Genomic DNA, 20,776 nt, shown 5'->3' with positions numbered 1-20,776 from the left:
GTGGTCAGCATGGCCTCGCAGGTCCTGACGACCACGGCGGCGGCCTGGCGCTGGGCGTGGTCCAGGGTCGGGTCGGCGGTGTGGTCGCGCCAGCGGTTGAGGGTGTCGAGGACGACGTGGCGCAGTTCGGCGGCGGTGGGCTCGTACTCCATGCCCAGGCGGGTCGGCAGGTCGGTGCCGAGGCCGCCGACCAGGCGGGACGCCTCGGCCTCCAGGGACTCGGGCAGGCGGGTGCGGCCACCCTGGAGGGCGGCCAGCAGGCGCAGCTCGCGGAAGTCGTGGGCCGAGGCGAGGACGCGTTCCGCGGCGGCGGCCAGGGCGGCCGAGCCGGGCCGGGGCTCGGCCCGCAGCACGACGTCCAGGCCGAGCAGCGCGGACCGCGCCTTGAGCACGTCGCGCCGCTCGGTGAAGTACACGCCGATCGAGTCGCGCAGCTCGCCCAGGCCGCTGCGCTGCACGAGCTGACCGGTCAACTTGACCTGCGTGTCGAACCCCTGGCGGATCAACGTGGTGGTCAGCCGCACGCCGAACACGCCGAACCGGTCGACCAGGCCGCGCCGCACGGCCGGGTCCAGCCGCACGGGGAAGTCGTCGCCCACGAACCGGTCCGCGGACAGCAGGTGGTCCTCCAGCTCGGTGCGGGCCAGCGACGCCAGCGCCGACAGCGCGGCGAACTCCTCGGGGCGGGTGGTGCGCCCGGCGACCGCGAGCAGCCCGGCGACCGCGACCACGTTCTGGCACAGCGGTTTCACGGCCGCCTCGCGCCGGTAGCGGCGGGCGATCTGCTTGGCCGAGGACAGCGCGTCGATCCGGCCGCCGCCGATCTCGTCGGCGCGGGCCAGCACCAGCACGGTGTTCACCGGCGCGGCCCGCGCCACCGGGTGGTCGTGCGCGGTGCGCAGGAACCGCACGTCGTCGGTGTGCAGGTGCCGGGTCAGGTACAGCACGGCGTCGGCCTCGCCGTACACCTGCTCGACGGGCGCGCCGCCGGGCGTGTCGATCAGGGTGACGTCCCGCAGCGACCGCGACGGCCACTCGACCACGACCCGCTCGGCGTCCGGCGCGTCGACGAACGCCCGCCCGTCGCGCCGCACGACGGGCACCTCGTGCTGCCCGGCCCACGCCCGCGGCTGCTGCCCGTCGTGGTACCAGGTGGTCGCCCCGGTGGACGCGAACTCCTCGCCGATCAGCGCCCCGACCACGGTCGACTTGCCGGACCGCGGTGCGCCCGCCACCGCCACCCGCACCGGCTCGGTGAACCGCTGCCGGTGCCCGCGCAGCCACGCCACCGCGCGCGGGCTGTCCCGGTACAGGGCCAGCGCGTCCTCCAGCAGCGCCCACACCTCGTCGGCGAGCGAGACGGCACCGGTCACGCGCTGATCCCCAGCGGCGGGGCCTGGCCGCCCGCCAGCGCCTGCACGCGCTGGTAGAGCGTCACCAGGGCGTCCAGCTCGCGCTTGGCCTCGCGGTTGCGGCGCTCGCGCTCCGACGTGTCGTCCTGCACGGCGCGGCGCGCGCTGCGGGCCGACTCCAGCAGCGTCTCCTGCATCTCCTCGGCCAGCCGGGAGAAGTGGTTGCGCAGGTTGCGCTGCACGAGCCGGGTCGCGTCGCGGCAGTCCTTGCCGAACTTGATGAAGAAGTCGTCGACGTGCCGGGCGGCGGCGGCCTTGGCGGCGGCCTGGCGGCGGCGCAGCCGCTGGTCGCCCTCGTCCAGGATCGACTTCCCGCCGAACAGCGCGCCCGCGCCCAGCGAGATCGCGTTGATCAGCGGCATCCCGGCGAGGCTGGTGGCGAGGCCGAACATCAGCACGCCGCCGTAGGACCCCTTCAGGCCGGTGAACGCCTTCTGCGCCAGGCTGAACTCCTCGATCAGCGGCTTGTCCATCGGCGACACGCGGTCGAGCACGTCGTCCGGGAACAGCGACCCGGGCAGCAGGTCGTCGCGCGGCACGGGGAAGCTCTTGGCGACCTTCCCGGCCACCCACTCGGAGCGCTCCAGCAGCCAGGCGAAGTTCGCGGTGGCGGCCTCGGTGAGGTTGTCCTCCAGCCACTCCTCGAACTTCTCCCAGCCGAGCGACGGGTCGGCGGTCTCGAACGTCCGCTCGACCTCGCGCAGGATGCGCCGGGTCCGGTCGCGCAGGTCGTGCTCGACGTCCGAGAGCAGGTCGGCCATCTCGTCGGCCAGCACGGTCTGCCAGCGCGCGGACCGGCGGCGCAGCTCGTCGATGCGGCGCTGAGCCTCGTTCAGCGCGGCCAGGGTGTCCTCGGCGCGGCGCGAGCCCTGCGCGGACAGCTCCTCGCGGACCGGGGTGACGAGCTGCTTGATCGCGGACGCGGCGGTGACCGCGACGGACCGGCGGGCCAGCACGTCGGCGGCGGCCACGATGTCCTGCTGCACGCACGCCAGCAGCTCGGGGAACCCGGACTCGGCGTTGAGCGCCTTGTCGCCGGTCTTGGCGGCGCGCAGCCGCAGCGCGGCGGACACCGGGACGAGCTTCACGGCCACGCCCGCGCGGGCCAGGTGCGCCCGGTTGCGCTCCGCGACCCGTCGCCAGTGCGGCGTGATGTCGATCTTGGTCAGCACCACGGTGACGTTCGGGCACGACGTCATGACCTGCCTGAGCAGCTCCACCTCGGAGCTGGTCAGCTCGGCCGTCGCGTCGGACACCATGAGCACCGCGTCGGCCTGGAGCAGGGCGGCGAACGTGCTGGCGGTGTGCGCGGGCCGCAGGTCGCCGACGCCCGGCGTGTCGATCAGCACGAGGCCGGAGCCGAGCAGGGCGCGCGGGATGCCGACCTCGGCGCGCACCACGTCGCCGCCGAGGCCCCGGGCGGCGCTGCCCAGCTCGTCCAGCGGCACGGGGATGCGCTCGGTGGGGGTGTTCGCGATGGTCGCGCCCCGCACGAGCGCCGCGGACGGCGTCTCCGCGTGCTGCACGAACGTGGGCACGGCGGTCGTGTCGTCGTCGCCGACCGCGCACACCGGGGCGTTCACCATCGCGTTGACCAGCTGGCTCTTGCCCTGCTTGGGCTCGCCCAGGACGAGCACCCGGAGCTTCGGGTCCAGCTGGCGGGCGCGCTTCTCGCGCAACCGTTCGGCCAGGTCGGGCCGGTTGTGCGCGGCGCAAGCCCGGATCGTGTCGTCGAGCACGTCGAGCCAGGGCGCGGACATCACCCGGAAGAGTGTGCCGCCACTCGGGGGCGGAGCGAAAGCGAGGGCCGGCCCCGTCCCTCGGACGGAGCCGGCCCCCGGGTCCCGGATCGGCGTCAGAACAGCAGGTCGTCCACGCCGAGCGAGTCCACGACCGGCAGGTCGAGCCCGCCGACCGCGCCGTGGACCGTGCCGGTGACGTTGCTCACCACGTCCTCGACACCGGTCGTGTGCGCGACGGCACCCACCGTGTCGTGGACGGCGGTCAGCGGGGCGTCGCCGTCGAAGGAGTGGTGCTGCCCCAGGCCCTGGAAGGAGGCGTCCAGGTCGAGGGTGTCGTGCAGGCCGCTCGTGGGCAGCGAGCTGGTGAGGCCACCGGTCACGTCGCCGACCACGCCGTGCAGCGTGTCGAGCGAGCCGAACGCGGTGCTGGTCAGGCTGTCCGCGCCGGGCAGCGAGCCGGTGACCCCACCCGCGGTGGCGACGGCGCCGTCGAGGCCGCCGGTCGCCGTGGAGGTCAGGTCGGCGACCTGACCGTGAGCGGTGTGCAGCGTGCCGTCCAGGGTGCCGGTCACGTCGTTCACCGCGGAGAAGTCGCCCTGCACCGTCAGCTCGGCCGAGCCCGAGGCGTCGAGCAGGTCCCAGCTGGACACGCCGCCGAAGACGGTGAGGCCGTCGGCGTCCGCGCTGAGGGTGCCCGCCACGGCGGCCTTGACGTCACCGGCGCCGGTCGCGCCCGACAGCGCGATCTGGTCGGTGACGGCCTTGAGCCGGAAGATGGCGCCCGCGTGCCCGGCGTCGGCCAGGTCCAGCGGCAGGTCCTCCAGCAGCGGGCCGTCGAGAGCGGGCAGGCTCCCGGTCGGCACGTAGTCGAGGACCAGCGGGATGACTTCCTGCACGTCCAGGGCACTGATGTCGCCCAGGCCCGCCTTCGCCAGGGTGCCCGCCGCGTCGGCCTGGAAGTCGGCCAGCGCGGTCGGGTCGCTCAGCAGGTCGAGGACGAAGTCGTGCAGCGTGGTGGGGCTGGTGCCCATGTCTCTGTGCTCCAGGTCGGGGTGACGGGCGTCGGGGTGCGAGCGCCGGGTGCGGGCGTCGGGGTGGCGACCGCGGGGAGCGCGGGCCGGCAGGGGGAGCCCGGCGCCGGGGACGACGCTACGACCGGGGGGATCACCGGCCATCGGGGATTACTCCCAGTAGATACCGCATCCACGATGGGGTGATAGTCGTTCACTCCCTAGGGGATTAGGGGATGCGGTTGTGACCTCCTCGTGATCCCTGTAGGTGTTGCTCTTATCCCGATCGGGTGAGCAGAGGAGGCTCCGAGTTGCCGTACGTCCTCGGGGTCGACGTGGGCACGACGCGCACCGCGGCGGCCGTGTGCAGGTTGACCGGAGCCGGGCGGGCCGAACCCGAGCCGGTGGGCCTGGGCGGTCCGGGCGGCGGCGTGGCCTCGGTCCTCCAGCTCACCCCGCGGGGCGCGTTCGCCGTCGGCGAGCCGGGCGACCCGCGCTGCACCGCCACCGGGTTCGCCCGCCGGGTCGGCGACACCGTGCCCGTGGTCCTCGGCGGTGAGCCGTGCACGCCCGAGGAGCTGACCGCGCTGCTGGTCCGCTGGGTGGTCGACCAGGTCGCGGCCCGCGAGGGCGAACCGCCCGAGCACGTCGTGCTCGCCCACCCCGTCGGGTGGGGCCCGCACGCCAGGGGGCTCGCGCACCGGGCCCTGCGGGCGCTCGGCGTGGACGCCTCCCTGGTCCCCGAACCGGTCGCCGCCGCGCACAACCACGCGTTCGCCGGGCCGCGCGCCGGCGGGCCGGACGCGTTCCCGCACGGCCCGACCCCGCTGGGCGTGTTCAGCCTGGGCAGCCACGGTTCCGCCGCCGCCGTCGTGGGCCGGGACTTCGAGCTGGTGGCCGCGCTCGACGGCGTCGAGCAGCCCGCCGGCGCCGATTTCGACGACGCCGTGTTCGCGCACGTCCGGGCCTCCCTCGGGCGCGAGCTGGACGAGCTGGACGCCGACGACCCGCGCACCCGCGGCCTGTTCGCCCGGCTGCGGCGCGACTGCGAGGCGGCCAAGCGGCTGCTGTCCGGCACGGTGGAGACGTCGATCCCCGTGCACCTGCCGTCCGGGCGGGTCGACGTGCCGCTGACCCGGGCCCGGTTCGAGGAGCTGGTCCGGCCCGCGGTGGAGCAGGCCGCGGCGGCGTACGCGCGGCTCGTGGCGGGCGCCGGCGGCGTCGGGACGACCGTGCTGGTCGGCGGCAGCGCCCGCATCCCGCTGGTCGCGGCGGCCGTGCCGGGCCGGGTCGTGCTGGAGGCCGCCCCGGAGACCTCGGTGGTCAAGGGCGCGGCGCTGGCGGCCCGGCGGCTCGTCGTCGGCCCCGAGGTGGAGCCCGAACCCCTCGAGACGTCGGTGATGGTGCGGGACGACGACCCGCTGCTGCGCTTCCCCGTGGGCGGCCCGGACGCGGCGGACGCGGACGTCGCCGCGCCGCCACCGCCCCGCCCACCCGTCGACATCACGCCGCTGGACCTGCCGGAACGCCGCACGGTGAAGCGCGTCGTGCGCGCCCTCGCGGCCACCGGCGGCCGGCGTCGTGCCCGTGACCACGAGGACGGTCGTTGAGCCAGATCATGATCGCGCACCCGGTGTTGTCCGAGCAGGTCTCGGGGGTGCTGGACGCCGTCGCGGCCGGCGCGGCCCCCTGCCTGGGGATCGTCGCGCCCGGCGGGTACGGCAAGACGACCGTGCTGCGGGAGGTGGTGCGGGCGTGCGAGGACGCCGGCCTGGCGGTCACCGCCGCGGACGACGCCCACCTGCTGCCCGACGCCGAGCTGCTCGCCCTGCGCGCCCGCGTGGAGCGCGGTGACGACGCGGTGGTCGTGGCCTACCGGCCGTGGCCCCGGTCGCGGGCGCTGTCCGCGCTGGCCGAGTCGCTCGGCCGGGTCCGGCCCGCGCTGGCGCTGGAACCGCTCACCCGCGACCAGGTGCGGGGCGTGCTGCCCGCGCCGGCCCGCGGGTTCGCCGACTTCGTGCACCGGCAGACCGGGGGCGTGCCGCGGTTCGTGCGGCGCTTCGCCGGGATCACCGCGCCCGAGGTCACGCCGGAGGTCGTGGCGTCCTTCCGGGCCGACCTGGACTGGCTCGACGCCGACGTGCAGAAGTTCCTGCTGGCCGCCGAGGCGGGCGCGGCGCTGCGGCTCGACCTGCTCGGCGGGCTGCTCGGCGGCGACGTGGACGCGGTCGGCGACGTGATCGAGGCGGGCCGCGCCACCGGGCTGCTCGCGCCCGACGGCACGCTGCTGCCGGTCGCCCGGCTGGCCGTGGCCGCGCTGAGCCGCACCGACCGGCGCATCGCCGTGCGGCAGCGGCTCGCGGAGCTCCAGCTGCGCTCCGGCGGGCCGGTGCTGGAGCTGGTGCGGCCCCTGCTCGGGGTGGCCGGGCCGGAGATGGGCGCGGCGTTCCAGGCGGCGGCGGCCGAGGCGCTGCCGACCGACCCCGCGCTGGCCGCCCGGCTGCTCGCCGCCGTCGGCTCGCCGTCCGCGGAGGTGGCCGTGCGGCGCGCGGTGGCCTCCGCGATGGCGGGCGACCTCGACGCCGCGCTGCGGCTCGCCGACCAGGTCATCTCGTCCGACCCGGCGCACCGGGGCCCGGCGGCCGAGGTCGCGGCCATCGCCCTGGCCCACCGCGGCCAGCTGGCCCGCGCCACGGAGCTGCACCGCTGGTCGCCCAGCTCGACGTCCACCGCGTTCGCGGTGATCGGCGAGGTCGGCACGGGCCGGCTGCCGGCCGAACCCCTGCCGGTCGCGCCGCCCACGATGCTCGACGGCGGCGCGTCGCTGATGGCGCAGGGCGTCGTGGAGTCCGTCACCGGGGCCACCACCACCGCGCTGTCCACGCTGGTCCGCGCGGCCGGGCTGCTGGAACCGGCGGGGCGCGCCGTGCTGCTGCCGGACTCGCCCGCCGCGCTGGCCGCGCTCGTCGCGCTGCACGGCGGCGAGCTGCCGGTCGCCGAGTCCGTGCTGGACCGGGCGGTGGCCACCTCGCTCGGCGGCGCGCTGATGGGCGTGCGGCACCGGCTGCTGCGGGCGTGGGTGGCGATGCTGCGCGGCAACCTGACCCAGGCCAGGGAGACCCTGGTGGCGCTGCGCAAGGCCGGTCGCCCGCTGGAGCCGCGCGACTGGGTCTTCGCGGTGGCGCTGGAGGTCGGCATCGCCCGGCGCAACAGCGACCTCGCCACGCTGCGGCGCACGTGGGAGCAGGCGTGCGAGGCCGTGCTGCGGCACCCGGTGGACCTGTTCACGTTCCTGCCGCTCGGCGAGTTCGCGGCGGCGGCGGCCCGGATGCGCGACCAGCACCGGCTGGCGCCGCACCTGGCCGAGGCCCGGCGGCTGCTGCACGCGCTCGGCGACCCGCCGCTGTGGGGCGTGCCGCTGCACTGGAGCGCGCTGCACGCCGCCGTCACCGCCGAGGAGACGCCCGCCGCCGAGGAGCACGCCGCGTCGCTGGCCGCGGTCAAGGACCGCAGCCGCTACGCCGGGGTGGTGTCGTCGGCGGCGGACAGCTGGCTCGACGTCCTCGCGGGCCGGGTCGACGCCGACCGGGTCGAGGACGCGGCGCGCGGCCTGCACGCGGTCGGCCACTGGTGGGACGCGGCCCGGCTGGCCGGGCAGGCGGCGATCCGCACGTCCGACCGGGCGGCGATGGTGCGGCTGCTGGACTGCGCCCGCCTGCTCCAGGGCCGCCCGGCCGGCGGCACGACCCGCGCCAAGGCCCCCGAGCCGGTGGTCGAGCACGACGGCGGCAAGCTGAGCGACCGCGAGCGCGAGGTGGCCGAGCTGGTCGTGCGGGGCATGACCTACAAGCAGGTCGGCGACCGGCTGTTCATCTCGGCGAAGACCGTCGAGCACCACGTGGCCCGCATCCGGCAGCGCCTGGGCTGCGGGAGCCGGGCGGAGCTGCTGGACCAGCTCCGCCAGATCGTCGGCTGACCCCGCGGGTCCCGCCCCGGTCGTGCCCGGGTCGGTCGTGCCCCGGTCAGTCGTGCCCCGGTCAGTCGTGCCCGGGTCGGTCGTGCGGCGTGCGGGCGCGGTCGTCCGGGGCGGTCCGGGCCGAGTGCAGCAGGACCAGGCCGAGGCCGGCGACCACGAAGTTCTGGAACGCCGGGGCCAGGCCGTTCCAGTCCTTCGACTGCCACATCACGAACCACTCGCCGCCGATCGCGATGAAGCCCGCGCCGAACAGCAGCGCCTGCATCACCCAGCCCGTCGACGACAGCTGCCGGGCCACCGCGTCCCGCCGGCGCAGCCACATCACCAGCGCGGCCACCATCACCAGGGCGACCACCACCTCCCACGCGATGATCAGCACGTAGGCGATGGTGACGAGGGTCGGGCTGGTGATGGCGCGCCACGACGTCCTGGGCGAGCCGAACGTGGTGTCCATGGCGAACACGTGCTGCACGAACGCGTGGTTGGTCTCGTAGTCGGTGATGTTCCCGAACGCGACGAGGACCATGTAGAGCGCGGTGACGCCGGTCAAGGCCGCGATCGCCGCCCGGGGGCTCCCCACCCTGGAAAGAAGACGCATGTCCGGCAACCTAGTCACAACCCGGGGGAAGTCCACGAAAACCGGTGCCCGCCGGCGGGCTTCCGTGCGGTCCGGCCCCGCGCGGGTTCGGGGTCCCCGCCGGCAGCGGGCCGACCGGGGCGGTCAGGTGCGGGGCAGTCGGGGGGCCGGGCGTCGGGGGGCCGGCCGTCAGGGGCAGGGCGGCTCGTAGTCCAGCTGCGGCAGGTGCTCGCGCCACTCGTCCTCCGGCAGCACCCCCTGCGTCGTCGCGCAGATCCGGTCCTCCGCGTGCCCCGGGTCCAGGTCCCAGACCCGGATCGTGCTGTCCGTGCTGCTGGAGCCCAGCCGCGTGCCGTCCGGGAAGAACTCCAGGTCGCGCAGCGCGCCGTCGTGCCCGGTCACCGTCTCGCCCAGCGGCGCGGGCCGCAGCGGGGTGCGCACGTCCCACAGCCGGATCGTGCGGTCGCCGCCGCCGGAGGCGAGGGTCCGCCCGTCCGGGCTGAACTCGACCGCCACCACGCTCTCCACGTGCCCGGTGATCGGCGACCCGATCTGCCGCACCCGGTTCGGCGCGCTCAGGTCCCACAGCCGGATCGAGCTGTCGTCCCCGGCGGTCACCAGCGTCCGGCCGTCCGGGCTGATGTCGCCCGCGCGCACCGCGCCCGAGTGCCCGGTCAGCGGCTGCCCCAGCGGCTGCGCGCCGGCCGGGTCGGCGGTGCTCCACAGCCGCACGGTCTGGTCCGCGCCCGCCGTGACCAGCGTCCGGTCGTCCGGCGTGAACCCGGCGTAGTAGACGTACCCCTCGTGCCCGACGAGGGGTTGCCCGAGCCGCACCGGGTGCTCCCGGTCGGCGATGTCCCACAGCTGCACGGTCTCGTCGTCGTGCCCGGTGAGCAGCACCCGGCCGCTGTGGCTGAACGCCACCGGCGAGCTGTACCGGGTGCCCGGCTCGATCGACCCGCCCAGCGGTCGCGGCGCCGCCGGGTCGGCGAGGTCCCACAGCCGCACGACCTTGTCGCTCACGGTGGCGAGCGTGCGGCCGTCGTCGCTGAGCGCCGTCGCCCACACCGGCGCGCCGTGGTCCGCGCTCCAGACCGGGACCGGCCCGCCCGCCGCGGTCGTGTCCCACACCCGCACCAGCCGGTCCTCGCCCGCCGACACCAGGTGCCGCCCGCCGGGCAGGACGAGGGGCCCGGTGGTGCGCGCCGCGTGGCCCACGAGCACGTCCCGCGGCAGGGACCACAACCGCACCGCGGCGTCGTTGCCGCCGGTGGCCAGGGTGAGCCCGTCCGGGCTGAACGACACCGCGTACACGGGGCCGCTGCGGCTGCTCAGGGGCCGGCCGAGCTGGAGCGGGTGCGTCGGGTCGGTGACGTTCCACAGCCGGGTCGTGCCGTCGTGGCTGGCCGAGGCCAGCACCCGCCCGTCCGGGCTGAACGCCACCGACCACACGCCGCTGGTGTGCTCGGTCATCGGCCTGCCCAGCGAGCGCGGCACCGCCGGTTCGGCCACGTCGTACAGCCGCACGGACCAGTCCTCGCTGCCCGCCGCCAGCACCCGCCCGTCCGGGCTGAACGCGAGCGAGCGCACGATCCCGTCGAACCCGGTGATCGTCCCGCCGAGCTGCCTCGGTCGCGCCGGGTCGCGCACGTCGAAGATCACCGCGGTCCGGTCGTCGCCGCCGGTGGCCAGCAGCGAGCCGTCCGGGCTGAACGCCACCGAGCGCACCTGCCCGGTGTGCCCGCCCAGGGGGTCGCCGAGCCGCGCCGGCCGCGCCGGGTCGGTCACGTCCCACAGCCGGGCCGTGTGGTCGGCGTTCGCCGTGACCAGCGTCCGCGAGTCCGGCGTGAACGCGAGCAGGTAGACCGTGCCGTTCCCGCCCGCCAGCGGCTGCCCCAGCGAGCGCGGGTTCGCCGGGTCGGTCACGTCCCACAGCCGCACGGTCGCGTCGTCGCCCGCGGTGGCCAGCGTGCGGCCGTCGGGGGAGAACACCGCCGAGGTCACCCAGCTGCGGTGGCCGACCAGGGGCGAGCCGAGGGGTTTCGGGTGGTCCGGGTCCCGCAGGTCCCACAGCCGCACGGTGTCGTCGTAGCTGGCCGACGCCAGCGTCCTGCCGTCCGGGGAGAACGAGGTCAGGTAGACCGCGCCGGTGTGGCCCTCCAGCGGGGCGGACAGCGGCGAGCCCTGCGTGGACAGCAGCCGCGTGCGCACGTCCGGGTCGTCCGGGCGCATCCGGTGCGCCACCAGGTCGAGCTGCGCGGACAGCGACGGGTCGCTCTCCCGCAGCCGGTCGGCCTCGGCGACGACCTGCCGGAACACCGCGTCGTCGCGCTGCCGCACGGCCAGCACGGCGGCGGTGCCCGCGATGACCGCGAGCACGACGACGCACGCCACCGCCGCCCGCCTGGCCCACGCGGCGCGCCTGCGGTGCTGCGTCGAGACGGCCAGGAAGTCCTGCGCGGTGCCGGTCAGGCCCTCCGGCCCGGCCGCGTCCGCCCAGTGCCGCGCCGTCTCCAGCCGCGCGCCCCGGTACAGCAGCGACGAGTCGCGGTCCTGGGCCGCCCACGTCGCCGCGTCCTCCTCCAGCCGCTGGCGCAGCAGCTGGCCCTCGCGGTCCTGGTCGATCCAGCTGCGCAGCCGGGGCCACGCCTGGAGCAGCGCCTCGTGCGTGATCTCCACCGAGCCGGCGTCCAGCGTCACGAGCCGGGCGCGGGCCAGCACCTCCAGCGCCTCCTCGCCGGCCGCCCGGTCCGCGGCCTGGTCGACCAGCTCGTGCCGGGTGGAGCGGCGGCGCGTGTCCTGGGTGTCCTCGCCGACGCGGACCAGCCGCAGCAGCAGCGGGCGCGCCGCCAGCTGCGCGCCCGGCGCGAGGTCCGCCCACGCCCGTTCCGCGGTGGCCGCCACCGCGCCCTGGATGCCGCCCGCCGCCCGGTAGCCCGCGATGGTGAGCTTCCCCGACTGCCGCCGCTGCCACGTCGCCAGCAGCGCGTGCGACAGCAGCGGCAGCGCGCCCGCGTCGTAGGCGCCCTGGCCGCCGCGGGTCTGCGCCCGCCCGCTGCGCACGCCCAGGTCGCGCAGCATCAGCTCGACCAGGCCGGGTTCCAGCTGGAGCCCGGCGGCCTTCGCCGGCCGGGACACGGCCTCGCGCAGCTCCGCCGACGTCATCGGGCCGAGCACCATCTGCCGGTCCTGGAGGGCGTCGGCCAGCTCCGGGAACGCCAGGCACCGGCCGTAGAAGTCGGCCCGCACGCCCACCAGCACCAGCGCGGGGGGCGTGCCGCCGGGGGTCGCGGGCGTGCACGCCACGGTGAGCGCCTGCACCAGCACCTGCACCCGGAGCTCGTCCCGGGACAGCGTGAACGCCTCCTCGAACTGGTCGACCACCACCACGACCCGGTCGGCGCCGTGCCGCGCCGCGTACGCCGCGAAGGCCGCCCGGATCTGCGCGGCGAACCGCAGCACGCCCATCAGCGCCTGCCCGAGGTAGGTGTCCACCCCGCCCTGGCCGAACGCGGGCACCTCGGCGTCCATGCCCTCCAGGCCGATCGCCACGTCCAGCACGCCGGTCAGCTCCGGCACCGCGCGGACCAGCTCCTCCACCGGGTCCGCGCCGGGCGTGACGACGACCGTCGGCCATTTCTCGGAATTCGGCACCGCGAGCGCGCCGTCGCGGATGGCCGGTATCACGCCGGCGCGCACCACGGACGATTTCCCGGCGCCCGAAGCGCCGACCAGCATCACTATTCCGCCGGTTTCCGCGGCGCTCCCCAATCGGGACACGAGAGCGGCCGTGCTGCGTTCCCGGCCGAAGAACCAGTTCGAGTCCTCCGCCTGGAAAGCGGCCAGTCCCCGATAGGGGCAGACGCCGATTTCCCCGGAACTGGGCGGCTCCTCGTCCGCGCCCGTCGACACCGGGCTCGCCAGCGCCTCCTCCCACAGCGCGCGCCACGCGTCCAGGTCGTACAACCCGGCCACGGGGGGCTGCGGGCGGGCCTTGCGGGCCTCGCCGATGAGGACTTCCAGGACTACCGAGAGTGCCGAGAACCGGGCCGGGACGTTGCGCCCGCGCCGCCAGTCGCTGACCCGCTGGGCGGTCGCCCGGACCGGTCTGCCGCGCTCGTCGGTGCGCCGGGCGCGGGTCGCGGACTCGGTCACCCGCTTCAGCGGGGGGTCGCCCGCCTCGGCGTAGAGCAGCGCGAACCGCTCGGCGAAGACGGTGCGGGGACCCGACCCCTGACCGGAACCAGCCATCCGCGGCGTGCCTCCTCGGGTCCGGTCTTCCGGACCGGAAAACCAGGTGTGAGCGCGTGAACAGGTCGTTCGTGGACCGGTGGTGCTCCAGGAAGTCCACCCTAACGACTTGTGCTGACAAGCTGTCGAAGACGTTCCGGTGGCGTCGTCGAGTTGTGCGGAGGGACCGGTCCAAGTGGTTTCGCAGACAACCAACGGAAGTGGCGGCAGATTCCCCGCTGAGGGGTCCTGGGGGTCTTCTCAGCGGACGGCGCCGAACGCGCCGGGTCGGTGGAACGGTTCAGCGACCTGTCGTGCCGACCTCGACCGCGGCTGACCCGATCGGCGTCGCGCCGGTCACGGCCCGTGAGGACCGGGATGTCACCGGTGGAGCACGGGTCCGCCCGATCCCGCGGACCGTCCTCGACGGCCACCGGCGGGATCGGGCCGGGGCGGGGCCGGCGCCGCTCGCCGGGACCACCGCCCCGACCTCGGTCTAGTCCCGTGTGAGGGGGAGTCCGGCGCGGGGGTGTTCCGGCGCCGGGACGGTTCTCGGGCGTGTCTGTTCCTACCGGCGCGTTCCCGCCGGCGAGTTCGCGCCACACCGGTCGGAAAACGGGCCGCCGTTCGAGCGCGACGGCCCGACGAGCGGGATTCCGGGTGTGCGCGGAATGCCGCGCCGTTCTCACCCGGCGACCACCTCCGGTTCCGGCTTCGGTTCCGGCTTCGCCCGCGGACCGCGACCGCGCCCGCGTGCCCGGTCCCGTTCCAACCACCACTCGACGGCCAGCAGCGGCACGAGCATCCCCAGCCACCCGGACAGCCCGGAGATCGCCTGGGCCAGCGCCACCTCGCTGCCGCCGAACGCCGTGTCCAGCTCGGCGGGCAGCGTGAGCGAGAACAGGACCGCCCAGAACCGGTTCGAGATGATCGCGACGGTGAGCGCGAAGCTGCGCAGCGCCCACCGCCGGTGGTCGGCGACCCGCCGCTGCCGCGCCATCCGCACGGCCGCCACCGTGAACGCGAGCCACAGCACCGCCTGGAGCACGTTGCCCACCCGGTTGACCGGGCCGAACGGCGTCACCGCGCCGATGGCCAGCGCCAGCACCCCGGCGGGCAGCACGCCCGCGAAGACGTAGGTGCGGCCGAGCCGCCGGTGCCACGCCGGGTACCGCCGCCGGAACGCGGGCCACACCTGGAACACGCAGGTCAGGATGGCCACCGAGCCGAAGACGACGTGCACGGCGAGCGCCGGGTAGTACCAGGCGTGCCGCTCCGGCACCGGGACCCGCGACAGCGCCGGGTCGAAGGTCAGGTAGGGCGGCAGCGAGAACGCCACGAACGCCACCACCAGGAACCCGAGCGGCCCGACCCAGGGCCGCCGGTACCACGTTGCTTTCCCCATGGGCCCACCGTGGCGGGTGCCGCTGACGGGCCGCGCACCGTTCGCGCACCGACCCCCGTCAGCGGCGCACCGGGGTCCACCGACAAACTTCTTTGTCTTGACAGCTCAAGTTGTCGGTGGGAGGGTTCCCCCATGCTCGACGTAGCGGTGATCGAGGACCCGGCCACGGCCGAGGTGACGCTGGACCCGGTGCGGGTGAGGCTGCTGGCCGAACTGGTCGAGCCGAACTCGGCGACCACGCTGGCGGCCAAGGTGGGGCTGCCCCGGCAGAAGGTCAACTACCACCTGCGCACGCTGGAGCAGCACGGGCTGGTGGAGCTCGCGGAGGAGCGCCGCCGGGGCAACATGACCGAGCGGGTCATGCGCGCCACGGCCGCGTCCTACGTGATCTCGCCGGTCGCGCTGGCCGCCGTGCAGCCCGACCCGGAGCGCGCGCCCGACCGGCTCTCGGCCCGCTGGCTGCTGGCCGTCGCGGCCCGCCTGGTCCGCGACGTCGGCAACCTGCTCACCGGGTCCGCCAAGGCCGGCAAGCGGGTCGCGACCTTCGCCCTCGACGGCGAGGTCCGCTTCGCCTCCGCGGCCGACCGCGCGGCGTTCGCCGAGGAGCTGGCGGTCGCCGTCACCGGCCTGGTCGCCAAGTACCACGACGAGGACGCCGGGGGCGGTCGCCCGCACCGCGTCGTCGTCGCCGTCCACCCCAGCATCCCGAAGGAGTGACCGTGGGTCACGCGTTCAAGGCCGTCGACGAGGCGGACCTCCCCGGCGTCACGCCCGAGCAGGTGTGGGAGGCCGTCGCGACCGGCCCCGGCATCGACTCGTGGTTCATGGGGACCAACGAGGTCGAGCCCGGCGTCGCGGTGAGGCAGGCGTTCGGCGGGTACCGGCCGACCCACCCGGTCACCGCGTGGGAGCCCGGCGAGCGCCTCGCCTACGGCGGCGAGGAGGAGCCCGACGGGCGGTTCGTCGCCTACGAGTTCCTGATCGAGGGGCGGGACCGGGGCAGCACCGTGCTGCGCGTGGTCACCAGCGGCTTCCTGCCCGGCGACGACTGGGCGGACGAGTTCGAGGCCATGTCGGCGGGCGGGGAGATGTTCCGGCGGACCCTCGTCGCCTACCTGCGGCACTTCGCCGGGCGCGCGGCCCGGCCGGTCACCGCGTTCGGGCCCGCCGTCGACGACTGGCCTGCCTTCCGCACGGCCCTGGGCCGGCGGCTCGGCCTGGACCGGGCGGCGCGGACCGGCGACGAGGTCGTGCTCGACGGCATGCCCGGCGTCGTGTACTTCGCGAACGGGCAGACCGTCGGCATCCGCACCGACGGCGCCCTCTACCGCTTCTTCCGGGGCATGCCCGCCTCGGTGACGGCGATGCACCACGTGTTCACCGACGACCACCGCGACGAGCGGACCTGGTCGGCCTGGCTGGGGGAGACGGCATGACCACGACCGCGGGCACGACCACGGGCACGGTCCACTCGGAGGACGGCACCGCCATCGCGTACAGCCGCACCGGCTCCGGCCCGGCGCTGGTCGTCGTGGACGGCGCGCTGTGCCACCGCGGGTTCGGGCCGTCGCGGGCGCTCGCCGAGGCGCTCGCCGGCCACTTCACCGTCTACACCTACGACCGGCGCGGCCGGGGCGGGAGCGGCGGCGGGGCGGAGCGCGACGTGCGGCGGGAGGTGGAGGACATCGCGGCCCTGGTCGAGGAGGCGGGCGGGTCGGCGCACCTGTTCGGCATGTCCTCCGGCGGCACGCTGGTCGCCGAGGCCGCGCACCGGGGCGTCGCGGCGCGGCGGATCGCGGTCTACGAGTCGCCGATGGTGGTCGACGGCTCGCGCGCGCCGATGGACCCCGACCTGCCGGCGAGGGTGGAGCGGGCGGTGGCCGAGGGGCGCCGGGGCGAGGCGGTCGCGCTGTTCATGCGCTACGTCGGCACGCCGCGCCTCGTGGTCGCGCTGTTCCCGCTGCTGCCGCCGTGGAGGAAGCTCAAGGCCGTCGCGCACACGCTGCCGAACGACTTTGCGCTCGTCGGCGAGTTCCAGCGCGGCACCCCGCCGGCCGCGGACCGCTGGGCGGGCGCCCGGGTGCCGGCGCTGGTGATCGCGGGCGGCAAGAGCCCGGAGTACCTGCGCACCGCGCAGCGGCACCTGGCCGACGCCCTGCCGCACGGCGAGCTGACCGTCCTGCCCGGACAGACGCACATGGTGAAAGCCGCCGCCACCGCGCCGGTCCTGGTGGAGTTCTTCACCCGCTGACAGCGCCCGCACCCCGTCGGTCCACAGCAGACTTGTCCACTGTGGACCGATCGTGCACGTCAACGGCCGCGCCCGTGCCCACCGCCCCGGAGGCGCGCGGGCGCGGCCGTCGTCGAGCTGCGGCCGTCGGGCTACGGCTTGCGCCCCACCCCGCCCGCGATGCAGTAGCTCACCGCGTCCAGCTCCTTGAGCCGCGGGCCGTCCGGCCACCAGTCGGCGCAGATGGCGATGCCGGGGTCGACCATCTCCAGGCCGCGGAACAGCCCGTGCAGCTCGCCCATGGTGGCGAACCGGCCGCTGCCCATCGGCGAGTGCAGGAAGGTCTCCTCCATCCGCCGCGCGATCGCCGAGTGCTCCTCGGTCTCCGGGTCCAGGAAGTGCGAGATGCCGACGAAGGAGCCGGACGGCAGGGCGTCGACGTACTCGGCCATGATCTCGGCCGTGGTCGGCGACGTGCCGTTGTAGTGGTGCAGCGTGCCCATCTGGAAGAACGCGATCGGCTCGGAGAAGTCGATGTGCTTGCGCACCACCGGGTCGTTCAGGATCTCCTGGGGCTTGAAGATGTCGGCCGCCGAGAAGTGCGTCTGGTCGTTCTCCTCCAGCAGTGCGCGCCCGTGGGCCAGCACCACCGGGTCGTTGTCGACGTAGACGACTCGTGCGTCCGGGTTGATGCGCTGGGCCACCTGGTGGGTGTTCTCGGCGGTGGGCAGGCCCGAGCCGCAGTCGAGGAACTGGGTGATGCCCGTCTGGCTCGCGACGAACCGGGTGGCGCGGATGAGGAAGCTGCGGTTGTCCACGGCCAGCGTGGCCGCTTCGGGCGCCACCTGCTGCACCTGGCGCAGCACTTGGCGATCGATCTCGTAGTTGTCCTTGCCATTGAGGAAGGCGTCGTAAACCCTGGCGATACTGGCCTTGGTGGTGTCGATGTAGACCGGGGCGGCGGCGTCCGAGGACGTACCCGACATTGTGTTGACCTCGCATTACGGGGGGAGAAGGGGCGATGTTGTGTGCACCGCGTCACAGTCCGCTCGGCGTAAGGGTATGGGCTCGACGAGTGAGCGGGCCTCGGGTACGCGTGACGGCGAGATCGGGGGTGTACGTTCAGTGACGATGCGAGTTCGCCCACCTCGCGCGCAACCGCTGTTCGGGTGGACGGGGCACGACGGTCGGGAGGAGTGGCGATGGTGACGGTAGAGCCGACGCCCGAACGGGACAGCGGTCCGACCGCGCTGCGCATCGTGCTCGGCGCCCAACTGCGCAGGTTGCGCGAGGCGGCCGAGATCACCCGCGCGGACGCCGGGTACGCGATCCGGGGCTCGGAGTCGAAGATCAGCCGGATGGAGCTGGGCCGCGTCGGGCTCAAGGAGCGCGACGTCCAGGACCTGCTGACCATGTACGGCGTCACCGACGAGGACGCCCGCGCGAAGTTCCTGGGGATGGTGCGGCGGTCGAACTCGCCGGGCTGGTGGCACCGCTACTCGGACCTGCTGCCGGACTGGTTCCAGGACTACGTGGGCCTGGAGGAGGCGGCGGTGCGCATCCTCACCTACGAGACCCAGTTCGTGCCGGGCCTGCTCCAGACCGAGGAGTACGCGACGGCGGTCGTGAGCAGCGGTCGGCCGGAGCTGGCCGGGCCGGCGGCGAAGCGCCGGGTGTCGCTGCGCATGCAGCGGCAGCGCATCCTGGCCCGACCGGGCGCTCCCCGGGTGTGGGCGGTGATCGACGAGTCGGTGGTGCGCCGGCCCATCGGCGGCCGGGCGGTGATGCTCCGGCAGCTCGACCACTTGCTGTCGGTGACCAAAGAGGGTCCGGTCACCCTCCAGATCGTTCCGTACCAGCTCAGCGGTTACGCAGCGGAGGGTCCGTTCACGATGCTGCGGTTCGGTGAGGCCGACCTGCCGGACATCGTGTACCTGGAGCACCTCGCGGGTGCGCTGTACCTCGACAAGCTGGAAGAACTGGAGATCTACAGCCGGGTCTTCGACCGGCTGACGGTCGACGCGGAGACGCCCGACCGCAGCCGCCAGTTCCTCGCGAAGGTCCGAGCGGAGCTGTAGGGGGTCCTCCGTCCGGGGGAGATTTCACCCTGCATCTGCACGTGCATTTACCCGTGCGTGGCTCACTGCTACCGTCTGTGCACAGCCAGGTGCACGTGCAGATGCACCACTTCTCGTGGAGGGTGGCGTCGATGGTCGGCAGAGTCCACAACGGCATGTCCGCGGCCGAGCTCGTCAACGTGTCGTGGCGCAAGAGCGCCCGCAGCGGCAAGCTGGGCAACTGCGTGGAACTCGCCAGGCTCGGCGACGGCGACATCGCCATGCGCAACTCCCGCTTCCCCGACGGCCCGGCGCTGGTCTACACCCGTGCCGAGATCGCGGCTTTCGTTGCGGGAGCGAGGGACGGGGAGTTCGATGACCTCCTCGACTGACCACCCCTCCCGCACGACCTTCCAGCTGCGCGAGCTGATCGCGCGCGGTTTCCAGTTCCTCCACCCGCGGGACGCCAGGGGAGAGCTCGCGGCCGTGGTCGGGGTGCGGGCGCACCACGCCGTCATCGACGTCGTCCGCCTGCACACCGAGGACGACGCGGTGGCCATGAGGATGCCCGCCGACGAGGTGAACGTCCTGTCCCCCAGTCGTTTCTCCTGGCGCAGGCGAGGTCCGGCGACGAGCGTGCTGGAGGAGCTGCTCGAACTGCCCGACGACCGGATCGCCTGACGGACCACCCGTCCGCGCCGCGGTGGCGGACGGGCCGAGGGGTGCCCCCCAGGCCCCTCACCGGCGAACCTGACCTGGAGACGCAGCGGGAGTCGACTCCGCGCCCGATGTCGACGCCACGCTCGGAGCGCAACTCCGTGTTCGTCGCGATCGGCGCGGGGACCGAGGTCGGCTTCGGTCCCCGCGTCGCTGTCACCCCGCCCCGCTGTCACCCGCCCCGCGCGGCCGGTTTCCCGGTCAGGGGCGGCGCAGCCCGGCCAGCACGACCATCAGCCCGCGCCGGAACTCGTCGACCGGCGGCACCGCCCGCGCGGCGTTCGCGGTCTCGGCCAGCAGCGGGTGCTCCGCGGCCACCGCGTCCACCGCCCCCGCACCCGTTCCCGGCGGGCTCCGGTGCTCCAGCTCGACCGCGCCGATGAGGTAGCCGAGCAGGGCGCGTCCCGCGATCGCCCGCTCCACGCCGCCGAAACCGGCCCCGGTGAGCACCTCCAGCACGGCCTCGCCCCAGCGCAGCGCGCTCGGGGAGCGGTGCCGGTGCGCCAGGACGAGCGGCACGGCGTCCGGGTGCCCGCCCACGGCCTCGCGGAGCCGTTCGAACAGGACCGAGACCTGCTTGTCCCACAGCGCGTTGCGCGGCGGCACGACGTCCACGCCGGACAGCACCAGCTCGACGACGAGGGCCTCCAGCTCGGCGCGGTCGGCGACGTACCGGTACAGCGACATGGTGCCCAGGCCCAGCTCGGCGGCGACCGCGCGCATGGACAGCGCGCCCAGGCCGTCGCGGTCGACGACGGCCAGCGCGGCGGCGGCGAGGGCGGCCGGGGTGAACGACTTGGAGCGGGGCATCGCCGCGAAAGCGTACAGGATACGCGCATGACTCCACCGATGGGCGTACATCGCACGCCGATGGAAGGGGATCGGTGGACCGCGGCCGACCCGACCGGCTGTGCACAGACCCTGACCAGGTGAGATCAAGTTGTCCACAGGCTTGTCCCCAGGTGTGGACGGATCGAACGCGTGTTCGATGTGGCGCGTGGGGCACGAGGTGCGCGGAAAGCCGGCCCGGGGAGGCGGGGCTGTCGCGAGCGGGTCGTCAGCCGACCGGCGGGGAACCGGTCGACGTCGCCGACGTCGCACTGGCGGACCTCGAAGTCCGGCCCGGTGACGTCGGTGAGCTTCGCGCAGGGCTGGGGCGTCCCGAGGACGGGGTCGGCCGAGGCGACGCCCGGCAGGGACAGCACGGTCCACCTCCCGTGGAGCGGGCCACCTCCCTGCGGCCCGTTCGTAGCACGAGGTCGACCTGCGAAAACGGTGAAGTCATGAGGGGTGGACCCGCAACGTCCGCCCGCCCGGACTCGGGTGTACCGGGACCGCCCCGGGCGACTCCTCCTCCGATCGGGGTCGGCTCGGGCCGAGTCGGTACGCGGCCCGGGTCGCGGCTCAGGTCAGGACGCGG

The 20,776-nt window shown here is 74.9% G+C and carries 16 protein-coding genes; 8 read left to right on the top strand and 8 right to left on the bottom strand.

The genetic code is table 11. From position 1 onward, the window contains the following. The 3 genes from ACR807_RS21175 to ACR807_RS21165 all read right to left on the bottom strand — a co-directional run. Positions 1-1,373, bottom strand: a 1,373-nt coding sequence (locus ACR807_RS21175; protein WP_438923101.1) for a GTPase domain-containing protein, incomplete at its 3' end; no start/stop codon positions are given. Next, entirely contained in the window at positions 1,370-3,172 is a 1,803-nt protein-coding gene (locus tag ACR807_RS21170) for a dynamin family protein (RefSeq protein WP_438923100.1), read from the bottom strand. The genes ACR807_RS21175 and ACR807_RS21170, both read right to left, overlap by 4 nt. Positions 3,173-3,267: 95 nt before the next feature. After that, positions 3,268-4,185 carry an IniB N-terminal domain-containing protein gene (locus tag ACR807_RS21165; protein WP_438923099.1) on the bottom strand — a complete coding sequence of 306 codons (918 nt, stop codon included), beginning with the start codon at positions 4,183-4,185 and terminating at the stop codon, positions 3,268-3,270. A 269-nt stretch (positions 4,186-4,454) separates the two neighbouring features. Between ACR807_RS21165 and ACR807_RS21160 the strand changes: the two genes are divergently transcribed. Beyond that, positions 4,455-5,774: an Hsp70 family protein gene (locus tag ACR807_RS21160; protein ID WP_438923098.1), complete on the top strand. Its 1,320-nt coding sequence runs from the start codon at positions 4,455-4,457 to the stop codon at positions 5,772-5,774. Continuing rightward, the gene (locus tag ACR807_RS21155) at positions 5,771-8,140 is read left to right on the top strand and encodes a helix-turn-helix transcriptional regulator (protein ID WP_438923097.1); all 2,370 of its coding nucleotides are present in this window, start codon (positions 5,771-5,773) and stop codon (positions 8,138-8,140) included. The genes ACR807_RS21160 and ACR807_RS21155 overlap by 4 nt, the downstream gene beginning before the upstream one ends. Before the next feature lie 61 nt (positions 8,141-8,201). Here the strand turns inward: ACR807_RS21155 and ACR807_RS21150 are convergent, their stop codons facing one another. From ACR807_RS21150 to ACR807_RS21140, 3 genes are all read right to left on the bottom strand, one after another. Continuing rightward, a complete protein-coding gene (locus ACR807_RS21150; RefSeq protein ID WP_438923096.1) occupies positions 8,202-8,738 on the bottom strand; it encodes a DUF2165 domain-containing protein in 537 nt (178 codons plus the stop codon). A 168-nt stretch (positions 8,739-8,906) separates the two neighbouring features. Next, the gene (locus ACR807_RS21145) at positions 8,907-12,968 is read right to left on the bottom strand and encodes an nSTAND1 domain-containing NTPase (protein WP_438923095.1); all 4,062 of its coding nucleotides are present in this window, start codon (positions 12,966-12,968) and stop codon (positions 8,907-8,909) included. Between the two features lie 664 nt (positions 12,969-13,632). Continuing rightward, on the bottom strand, positions 13,633-14,352 hold the full coding sequence (locus tag ACR807_RS21140) for a DUF2306 domain-containing protein (RefSeq protein ID WP_438923094.1): 720 nt from the start codon (positions 14,350-14,352) through the stop codon (positions 13,633-13,635). A gap of 132 nt (positions 14,353-14,484) precedes the next feature. Here ACR807_RS21140 and ACR807_RS21135 point away from each other — a divergent pair, with 132 nt between their 5' ends. From ACR807_RS21135 to ACR807_RS21125, 3 genes are read left to right on the top strand one after another with little or no spacing between them, the layout of a single operon-like run. Continuing rightward, a complete protein-coding gene (locus ACR807_RS21135; protein ID WP_438923093.1) occupies positions 14,485-15,069 on the top strand; it encodes an ArsR/SmtB family transcription factor in 585 nt (194 codons plus the stop codon). Between the two features lie 2 nt (positions 15,070-15,071). Then, the gene (locus ACR807_RS21130) at positions 15,072-15,788 is read left to right on the top strand and encodes an SRPBCC family protein (protein WP_438923092.1); all 717 of its coding nucleotides are present in this window, start codon (positions 15,072-15,074) and stop codon (positions 15,786-15,788) included. Next, the gene (locus ACR807_RS21125; protein WP_438923091.1) at positions 15,785-16,603 is read left to right on the top strand and encodes an alpha/beta fold hydrolase; all 819 of its coding nucleotides are present in this window, start codon (positions 15,785-15,787) and stop codon (positions 16,601-16,603) included. Before ACR807_RS21130 ends, ACR807_RS21125 begins: the two co-directional genes overlap by 4 nt. A gap of 131 nt (positions 16,604-16,734) precedes the next feature. Here ACR807_RS21125 and ACR807_RS21120 read toward each other — a convergent pair whose 3' ends face one another. After that, positions 16,735-17,568 carry an SAM-dependent methyltransferase gene (locus ACR807_RS21120; protein WP_438923090.1) on the bottom strand — a complete coding sequence of 278 codons (834 nt, stop codon included), beginning with the start codon at positions 17,566-17,568 and terminating at the stop codon, positions 16,735-16,737. 216 nt (positions 17,569-17,784) lie between these two features. Here ACR807_RS21120 and ACR807_RS21115 point away from each other — a divergent pair, with 216 nt between their 5' ends. The 3 genes from ACR807_RS21115 (at position 17,785) to ACR807_RS21105 (ending at position 19,320) form a co-directional block, all read left to right on the top strand. Beyond that, positions 17,785-18,660, top strand: coding sequence for a Sco1979 family transcriptional regulator (locus tag ACR807_RS21115; protein ID WP_438923089.1), 876 nt, complete (start codon positions 17,785-17,787; stop codon positions 18,658-18,660). A gap of 131 nt (positions 18,661-18,791) precedes the next feature. Continuing rightward, positions 18,792-19,031 (top strand): DUF397 domain-containing protein, encoded by a 240-nt coding sequence (locus ACR807_RS21110; protein WP_438923088.1) that lies wholly within the window; start codon positions 18,792-18,794, stop codon positions 19,029-19,031. Next, the gene (locus ACR807_RS21105; protein WP_438923087.1) at positions 19,015-19,320 is read left to right on the top strand and encodes a hypothetical protein; all 306 of its coding nucleotides are present in this window, start codon (positions 19,015-19,017) and stop codon (positions 19,318-19,320) included. Before ACR807_RS21110 ends, ACR807_RS21105 begins: the two co-directional genes overlap by 17 nt. A gap of 237 nt (positions 19,321-19,557) precedes the next feature. On the opposite strand, the gene ACR807_RS21100 is transcribed toward ACR807_RS21105, so the two are convergent. Then, the gene (locus ACR807_RS21100) at positions 19,558-20,166 is read right to left on the bottom strand and encodes a TetR/AcrR family transcriptional regulator (protein WP_438923086.1); all 609 of its coding nucleotides are present in this window, start codon (positions 20,164-20,166) and stop codon (positions 19,558-19,560) included. Positions 20,167-20,776: the final 610 nt, after the last annotated feature.

The sequence above is a fragment of the Saccharothrix sabaoui genome (assembly GCF_051756985.1).
Taxonomy (GTDB): Bacteria; Actinomycetota; Actinomycetes; order Mycobacteriales; family Pseudonocardiaceae; genus Actinosynnema.
This window is presented reverse-complemented; position numbering and strand designations above follow the sequence as displayed.